Genomic DNA, 7,950 nt, shown 5'->3' with positions numbered 1-7,950 from the left:
CTCGTCGGGCGTGGGCGGCGGCGGCGGGGGAGGCGGCGGGTCGAACGAGGCCATCTCCCAGCGCTGGTACGCCGAGCGATGGCTGTTCGCGGAGCTGGTGTCAGACATAAGCGTCTTCTGCCTTGCCGCCTAGAACGATCTGGCCGCTCTCGGCGAGGTTGCGCACGATCTGCAGGATGCGGCGCTGCTGTGCCTCGACTTCCGACACGCGCACCGGACCGCGCGCGTCGAGGTCTTCGGCGAGCAGTTCGGCCGCACGCTGCGACATGTTCGAGAGGAACTTGGTGCGCAGCGCGGGCGGCGCACCCTTGAGCGAAATGATGAGCGACTCCGACTCGACTTCCTTGAGCAGCAGCTGGATCGCGCGATCTTCGAGGTCGAGCAGGTTCTCGAACACGAACATCTGATCGATGATCTTCTGCGCGAGTTCCGCGTCGTACTGGCGGACGTTCTCGATCACCCCTTCTTCGTGCTGGCTCGTCATGAAGTTGAGGATTTCGGCCGCCGTGCGGATGCCGCCCATCGGGCTGCGCTTGAGGTTGTCGCTGCCCGAGAGGAGGTTCGTGAGCACGTCGTCGAGCTCGCGCAGCGCCTGCGGCTGGATGCCGTCGAGCGTCGCGATACGCAGCAGCACGTCGTTGCGCAGCCGCTCGGTGAAGCACGAAGCGATTTCCGAGGCCTGGTCGCGGTCGAGGTGCACGAGAATCGTCGCGATGATCTGCGGGTGCTCGTTCTTGATGAGTTCGGCCACCGACCCCGAATCCATCCACTTGAGGCCCTCAATGCCGCTCGTGTCGCCGCCTTGCAGAATGCGGTCGATGATCGCGCCGGCCTTGTCCTCGCCCAGCGCCTTGTTGAGCACGTTGCGGATGTAGTCGTTCGAGTCGAGCGAGAAGGCGGTGTGCTGTTCGGCTTCCTTGACGAAGTCCTGCAGCACGATCTCGATCTCTTCGCGCTTGACGTTCTTGAGCGCCGCCATGGCGGCGCCGATTTTCTGGACTTCGCGCGGACCGAGGAACTTGAAGACCTCGGAGGCCTCTTGCTCGCCGATCGACATGAGCAGCAGCGCGCTCTTGGTTGCGCCTTCAGCGTTCATCGTTCACCCAGCTTTTCACGACGGTTGCGACGATCTTCGGATCCTGGCGCGCAATGTTGCGCGCGTATTCCAGGTTGCGTTCGAACTTGTTCTTCTCGTTTTCGAAGGCGAGCAGGGCGGCTTCGTTGTCCGCGTTGTCTTCGCCTTGCGCGCCGGCGCCGCCAAGGCGCACGGCTTCGGGGAGACCGTCGAGCAGCAGCGGCTCGCCGTCGGCCATGCCGGGCAGCGAGGGCGCAACCGGCTCGGGCGGCGGGAACGCGCGGCGCAGCGCCGGCTTCACCATCACGAAATAGAGGAAGAGAGCCACCGCGCCAATGCCGAGCCACGTCGCAATCTGCTTGGCAAGGGCGAGGATGTCGGGTTGACGCCACCACGGCAGGTTCGCGTTCGGGTCGACTTCGGTCTGGAACGCGGCGTTCACGACGTTCACCGAGTCGCCGCGCTTGGCGTCGTAGCCCATGGCGTCCTTCACGAGCTGCTCGACCTGCGCGAGCTTCTGCGCGTCGAGCGGCTGCATGGTGGCGTGACCCTTGGCGTCCACCTTCGGCTGATAGTTCACGATCACGGCGACCGACAGGCGCTTCACGTCGCCCGGCGCCTGGCTGTAGTGGCGCACGGTCTTGTCGAGCTCGTAGTTCGTGGTGGTGTCGCGATGATCGGAGACCGGCACCGGCGCCGACGCCCCGTTCGCACCCGCCGGCGCGCTGATGGGCGCCGAGGCCGGCTGCGGCGGCTGGTTCGTGAGCGCGCCGGGCACGCCGCCCGCGCCGCTTTGCTGCATTTCCGTCGAAATGTTCTGCTGCTGGCTGCGGATGGCTGCGGCCTGCGGGTTGGCGTTCGGACCGTAGGCTTCGGAGGTCTGCTCGAGCTTTGAGAAGTCGAGGTCGGCGCTCACCTGCGAGCGTGCGTTGCCGGCGCCGAACAGGGGCGCGAGGATCGCGTCGATGCGCGCCTGGGTGTCGTGCTCGACCTGGCGCACGTACTTGAGCTGCGAGGCGTCGAGGCCCACGCCCGTGGCGCTCTGGGTGAGCAGGTTGCCGTCCTGGTCGACCACCGTCACGTTGCGCACCGGCAGGTCCGGCACGGCCGACGCCACCATGTGCGTGATCGCGGCGACCTGGCCGTCGTCGAGAATGCGGCCCGGATACAGGTTCACGAGCACCGAGGCGGAGGGCGCCTCGCGCTCGCGCACGAACACCGAAGGCTTCGGAATGGCCAGATGCACGCGCGCCGACTTCACGCTCGCGATCGACTGGATCGTTTGCTCGAGCTCGCCTTCGAGCGCGCGCTGGTAGTTCACCTGCTCGGCGAACTGGCTAATGCCGAACTTCTGGTTGTCCATCAGCTCGAAGCCGACCGAACCGTTCTTCGGCAGCCCCTGGGAGGCGAGGCGCAGGCGCATTTCGTTGACCTGTTCGGCGGGCACGAGAATGGCGCCGCCGGCGTCTGAGAACTTGTAGGGAACGTTTGCGGCCTGGAGCGCGGTAATGATGGCGCCGCCGTCGCGATCCGACAGGTTGCTGTACAGCACCTTGTAGTCGGGCGCGCGCGACCACAGCACGAGACCCGCGACCACGGCCACGAGCACCGCCACGGCAAAAATGAGCGGCGCGCGCGGGTTGCCGCGCACGTTGCGCAACGACGAGAGCGAGCCGAGGCGTTGCGCGAAGCCGCTGCCTAGGTCATCCGCGCCGCCCAGGCCTGCGCCCGCGCCAGCGCTGGGCGCGGCGCCCGCGCCAGAGGTGGCGAGGCCCATGCGGGCGTCGGGGTTGATCAAAGAATTGGCAGTCGAATCCATGCGACGGGTATCTCCGGGGGCTTCCAGGTCTCGCCTTGCATGGCGGAGACTTTCACGTGACGCATTATCCGGGGCCACTGGCAAGCCGATTGCGCGAATAGAGCCGGGTTTTCCCCCTAGTTTCGGGGCTGCCGAAACGGACCCGCTGCTATGCTCTCCTCCAGATTCGGCGCCCTGTCAGTGCGCCGTCTCGGCCGGGCCCGCAGGATTGCCGCGCAATCGCTGAAACTCCGGTCCTGGGGCTCGCCCCGGAATACCCCGCAGGTCCCCTTTTCGTGGAGCAAACATGACCGTGCCAGTATCCCCGCTCACGTCCGCCCTGGCGCAAATGCAGTCGATGGCGACCCAGGCGGCCGGCGGCCCCACCGCAGCCGACGAAAAATCGGGCGCGGCCACGGCCGGCGGGTTCGCGGCGGCGCTCAAGTCGTCGCTCGACCAGATCAGCGACGCCCAGCAGAAGGCGGTTGGCGAGTCGCAGGCGTTCGAACTGGGCGCGAACAACGTGTCGCTCAACGACGTGATGGTCGACATGCAGAAAGCCAACATCGGCTTCCAGTTCGGCTTGCAGGTACGCAACAAGCTCGTGGCTGCCTACACCGACATCATGCAGATCCAGGTGTGACGGTGCCCGAAGCCTTCGCCCGCTCAACGCGCTAAAGCTTCTTCCCCTACGTTCCGATAACCCGGCTAGAAGAGTCCGTCGCTCGTGCTTCGCGCAAGCGCCGGACGACCGCATTCAAGCCAAACGTATCAAGGAGAAGCGCCGATGTTTTCCCCTGCCCAATCTGGAGCTAACGCCTATGCACGCGTGGGCGTCGAAACGGGGGTCATGGGGGCGAGCCCGCACAAGCTGATCGTGCTCCTGTACCAGGGAGCGCGCCAGGCCATCGCGCAGGCACGTATGCATTTGCAGGCCGGCAACGTCGGCCCGCGTTGCGAGGCGATCGCCAAGGCGATCCGGATTGTCGAGAGCGGACTTCAGCTTGCGTTGAACGTCGAGGCGGGCGGCGAGATCGCCCAACGCCTGAATGCGCTGTACAGCTACATGACGAAGCGCCTGCTGGAAGCCAATATCAAACAGAGCGAGACCATGCTGGTCGAGGTCGATAGACTGCTGGCTACGCTCGAAGAAGCCTGGTTGGGGATAGCGCCGGAAGTGGCGAGGATGGCCGAACAGGCACCCGCGTCAGCGCCCGGCTCATTGATGAGATGAGTTCAAAAGCAGACTACTTCGCCCGCTACGAAGCGATAGCGGCCGTGTCGGAGCAGATGCTCCATGCGGCGCGCGATGCGCACTGGAACGATCTGATCGGCTTGCAGGAGGAGTACCGGATCCTCGTCGATGCCTTGAAGGACGCCGAAGCCGTGGTGCGGCTCACGGTTTCCGAACGGGCGCGCAAGTACGAGCTGATCCGCCAGATCCTCGCCGACGACGCCGCCATTCGCGATCTCGCAAGCCCTTGCATGGCACGGCTTTCGGCGCTCTTTTACGGCACCGTGCAGCCCGCGCGGGTCTTGCAGGAAATCTACGGAGCCCGCTAGCGCGGCGCGTGGCGCCTCCCGAGGCAACGGCGCGCAACGCCCCATGAACCGGCAGGTCAGCGCCGTGCGCAGATCCGGAACACCATGAACGGAATCGACACCGGAGCCGCCGCGCTCCTCGCGAGCCGCATCGCGGCGCTCACGCCGGTCGGGCCGCAGAGCGCCTCCGGCGCGGCGCAGACGGGCGTCTCCGCGCTCGCAACGGGCACCGCCGCGCTCGCCGACACCGCAGCCAACACCAGCACTACGCAGGACTCTACGGAGACCGTGCTTTCGGCGGTTGCGCTGGCGCTCGACGCCATCATCCGCTCGGGCGGCGAAGCGACGCCCGCCGTGGTGGGCCGCGCGCCGCTCTGGGCCAGCCCCGATGCCGACGCGGCGGCCGGCGGCGCGGCCACGTTGCCGCTGCCGGGTCTCGCGGGCGAAGCGCAGGCGCTGGAAGCCGCGTTGCTCGCGGACGTGGCGCTCGCGGCCCAGGGTCTGGCCGGCGAGGCACTGGCCGGGGCGGCCGACGCCGGCACCGGTGCCGGCGCGCAAACGGCGTCCTCGCAAAACCCGCAGGCCGGACAAACCGCCCAAACCGCCCAAGCCGCTCAAACGGCTGCCGCCGCCGCACAGGCCGGCCCGGTCGCCGCGCTCGCTGCGTCGCTCGCGCAGACGGTGAGTTCGAGCGGACTCTTCTACGAAGCCCACCTCGCGCAATGGTTGCGCGGCCAACTCTCGCCCGCCGAACTTGCCGATGAGCCGCAGAACCGTCTGCTCGGCGCTCACTCGCAACTGCCGCTCGACTGGAGCCCGGCCGACGACGACATCGACGACGTCCAATGGACCGAGACGTTCTCCGACGCGCCGGGCGCCGCGCGCGGCGAAGCGGGCAATGCCCGGAACGCGGCAAACGCGCTCAACGCCGCGCTGGCGCGCGCCTTCCCCGGGCTGGCGGATCTGCACGGCGAAGCGGCCGCAAGCCAGGCCCAGGCGCGCGCGACGCTTGCCGACACCCTGCTGCCCGCCATGCACGAGGCGGCCGCGCAGGCCGCGGGGCCGTCGGTCCATCCGGCCGTGATACCGCTCGTGCGCCAGCAGCTCGATCTGCTCGCGACCGGTGAGTTTCGCTGGAATGGCGAGGCCTGGCCGGGCGTGCGGGTGGACTGGAGCATCCAGCAAGACGACTACGATGCGCGCGACCCACACTCGGGCGCAGGCGGCGTGGACGCCGACGACATCCCATGGCGCACGCGGCTCACGCTTGCGCTGCCGAAGCTCGGCACGGTCGACGCGGAACTCACGCTGACTGGCTCGACGCTCGCCGTGCGCGTGCAGGCGAACGCAGGTGGCGCCGCGCGCCTCACCGCGGAAAGCGAGTCGCTGCGCGGGCGGCTCGAAGCGCTCGGGCTCACGCTCGCGGGGCTTTCGATCCGCGAGATCGGCAGCGGCGCTGCGGCAAATCCCGCCGAGGCTGCGAGAGCCGCTAGCGCCGCGAGTGCCTACGCGGCACAAACCACTTCCGCCGCATCCACCGCGCAGACCGCGCAGACCGCGCAGGCTGGCGCCGCGGCGGATGCGTCCGCCGCACGACCGGGCGCCGACGCGACCGATCAGCGAAACCACCGCCTCGACCACGACTGGGAGTTGTGATGAGCCGCACGCACCGCAAGAGCGCTGCCGCGCTCGCCTACGACGCCCCCGAAGGCGACGGCGCGCCGCGCGTGGTCGCGAAGGGCTACGGCCTCGTCGCGGAGATGATCGTGCAACGCGCGAAGGAAGCGGGCCTCTACGTGCACGAAGCGCCGGAGATGGTCTCGCTGCTCATGCGCGTGGACCTCGACGCGAAGATCCCGCCACAGCTTTATCAGGCAGTGGCCGAACTGCTTGCCTGGCTGCACCGCCTCGAAGCGGACAACGACGCGAAAGCCAAAGCGGCCGCGCAAGCGCAAACCGCCACGCCGGCCGGCGGCGCCCCACGCGACATCAGCGACATTCGCAGGATCGGCGGCAGCCGCCCCCCGCTGCCCTTCAACCCTTCAACATCAACTTGATCAGCCAGGCGACGCGCTTGCCGTAGGGCGGCGCGATGAGCCCGCGCGCGTTCAGACGCGCCTGGGTGAAGACGGGCTTCATCTTCGAGAACGTGACGAAGCCCTCGTAGCCGTGATACGCGCCCATGCCGCTCGGGCCGACGCCGCCGAACGGCAGTCCCTCGGCGGCGATATGCATGAGCGTCTCGTTCACCGACATCCCGCCCGCCACCGTTTCGCGCGTCACGCGTTCAATCGTGCGCGGGTCGTCGGCATAGAGGTAGAGCGAGAGCGGGCGAGGGCGTTCGTTCACGTAGCGCAACGCTTCGTCGAGCGTGTCGTAGGGCACGAGCGGCAAGAGCGGCCCGAAGATTTCCTCCTGCATGAGCGCCGTCTGTGCGCCGGCGTCCGTCACGATGACGGGCGCGAAGCGCCGCGTGGCGGCGTCGTGCGTGCCGAGCGCGTGCAACTGCGCGCCGCACGCCTCGGCTTCGTCGGCGAGGCGTTGCAGACGCTCGAAGTGGCGCGCCGAAATGATCGAGGTGTAGTCGCGGTTGTTCGCGAAGTCCGGATAGAGCTGCGCGAAGCGCGTGCGCGCGCGGGCGATGAACGCCGCCTCCTGGCCGCGCGGCAGCAGCACGTAGTCGGGCGCGATGCAGGTTTGCCCCGCGTTCAGCGTCTTGCCGAGCAGCAGGCTGTCCACGGCGTAGTTCAGGCGCGCCGCGGCGCCGATGATCACGGGCGACTTGCCGCCCAGTTCGAGCGTGACCGGCGTGAGGTTCGCGGCAGCCGCGCGCATGACTTCGTGCCCCACGCGCGTCGAGCCGGTGAAGAGCAAATGGTCGAACGGCAGCGCGCTGAAGGCGGCGCCCACCGACGCGTCGCCGTTGACGACCGCCACATGGTCGCGCGCGAAGGTCTTGCCAATCAACGCCTCGAACAGTGCGGAAGTGCGCGGCGTCAGTTCCGACATCTTGATCATGGCGCGGTTGCCCGCGGCGAGCGCGCACACGAGCGGGCTCGCGCCGAGCAGCAGCGGATAGTTCCACGGCACGACGATACCCGCCACGCCAAGCGGTTGCGGCACCACCTTCGCGCGCCCAGGCAGCAGCCATTTGCCGACCGGTTTGCGGCGCGGCTTCATCCAGCGCGCGCCGTGCTTGAGCGCCGCATCGATCTCCTGCTTGAGGACGACGAATTCCGCGAGCGCGACCTCCGCCTTCGCGCGCTGGCCGAAGTCGGCGTTCATCGCGTCGGCGAGCGCGTCGCGGTGCGAGAACAGCACGTCGCGCAGCGCCTTGAGATTACGCGCGCGCGCGTCCCAGGACGGGAACGGGTCGTGCAGAAAGGCCTCGCGCTGCGCGGCGAGCAGCGTGTCGAGCGCAGCGCGCGGGTCGTCGGGCGTGTCGTGGGCGCTGCGGGCGAAGTCTTCGGGCAGGTCCTGCTTCATGGTCGGTCCTCGTGGGGTTCGCGCGCGCTGTGGCGCGCGGGCGAACGGA

General features: G+C 68.4%; 8 protein-coding genes and 1 pseudogene. 5 read left to right on the top strand and 4 right to left on the bottom strand.

From position 1 onward, the window contains the following. The 3 genes and pseudogenes from M3I56_RS29390 to fliF all read right to left on the bottom strand — a co-directional run. Window positions 1–108 (bottom strand): annotated as a pseudogene (locus M3I56_RS29390) (flagellar assembly protein FliH); the annotation flags it as partial. Further along, window positions 101–1,096: a flagellar motor switch protein FliG gene (gene fliG, locus M3I56_RS29385; protein WP_028203385.1), complete on the bottom strand. Its 996-nt coding sequence runs from the start codon at window positions 1,094–1,096 to the stop codon at window positions 101–103. The pseudogene M3I56_RS29390 and the gene fliG, both read right to left, overlap by 8 nt. Continuing rightward, window positions 1,086–2,894 (bottom strand): flagellar basal-body MS-ring/collar protein FliF, encoded by a 1,809-nt coding sequence (gene fliF, locus M3I56_RS29380; protein WP_254356933.1) that lies wholly within the window; start codon window positions 2,892–2,894, stop codon window positions 1,086–1,088. Before fliF ends, fliG begins: the two co-directional genes overlap by 11 nt. Before the next feature lie 286 nt (window positions 2,895–3,180). Here fliF and fliE point away from each other — a divergent pair, with 286 nt between their 5' ends. From fliE to M3I56_RS29355, 5 genes are all read left to right on the top strand, one after another. Beyond that, window positions 3,181–3,516, top strand: a complete 336-nt coding sequence (fliE, locus tag M3I56_RS29375) for a flagellar hook-basal body complex protein FliE (RefSeq protein ID WP_069264308.1) — start codon at window positions 3,181–3,183, stop codon at window positions 3,514–3,516. 144 nt (window positions 3,517–3,660) lie between these two features. Beyond that, complete coding sequence (gene fliS / locus M3I56_RS29370; RefSeq protein WP_254356932.1) at window positions 3,661–4,107, top strand: flagellar export chaperone FliS; 447 nt, start codon at window positions 3,661–3,663, stop codon at window positions 4,105–4,107. After that, window positions 4,104–4,436, top strand: a complete 333-nt coding sequence (locus tag M3I56_RS29365) for a flagellar protein FliT (RefSeq protein WP_028203389.1) — start codon at window positions 4,104–4,106, stop codon at window positions 4,434–4,436. The genes fliS and M3I56_RS29365 overlap by 4 nt, the downstream gene beginning before the upstream one ends. A gap of 84 nt (window positions 4,437–4,520) precedes the next feature. Beyond that, complete coding sequence (locus M3I56_RS29360) at window positions 4,521–6,071, top strand: flagellar hook-length control protein FliK (RefSeq protein WP_254356931.1); 1,551 nt, start codon at window positions 4,521–4,523, stop codon at window positions 6,069–6,071. Continuing rightward, window positions 6,071–6,472, top strand: a complete 402-nt coding sequence (locus tag M3I56_RS29355; protein WP_254356930.1) for an EscU/YscU/HrcU family type III secretion system export apparatus switch protein — start codon at window positions 6,071–6,073, stop codon at window positions 6,470–6,472. Before M3I56_RS29360 ends, M3I56_RS29355 begins: the two co-directional genes overlap by 1 nt. Here the strand turns inward: M3I56_RS29355 and M3I56_RS29350 are convergent. After that, the gene (locus tag M3I56_RS29350) at window positions 6,450–7,901 is read right to left on the bottom strand and encodes a coniferyl aldehyde dehydrogenase (protein ID WP_254356929.1); all 1,452 of its coding nucleotides are present in this window, start codon (window positions 7,899–7,901) and stop codon (window positions 6,450–6,452) included. The genes M3I56_RS29355 and M3I56_RS29350 overlap by 23 nt on opposite strands. Window positions 7,902–7,950: the final 49 nt, after the last annotated feature.

The organism is Paraburkholderia sp. CNPSo 3281 (assembly GCF_024206515.1).
Taxonomy (GTDB): domain Bacteria; phylum Pseudomonadota; class Gammaproteobacteria; order Burkholderiales; family Burkholderiaceae; genus Paraburkholderia; species Paraburkholderia nodosa.
Note: the sequence above shows the minus strand (reverse complement) of the source record. Positions and strands in the feature narration are given on the sequence as shown.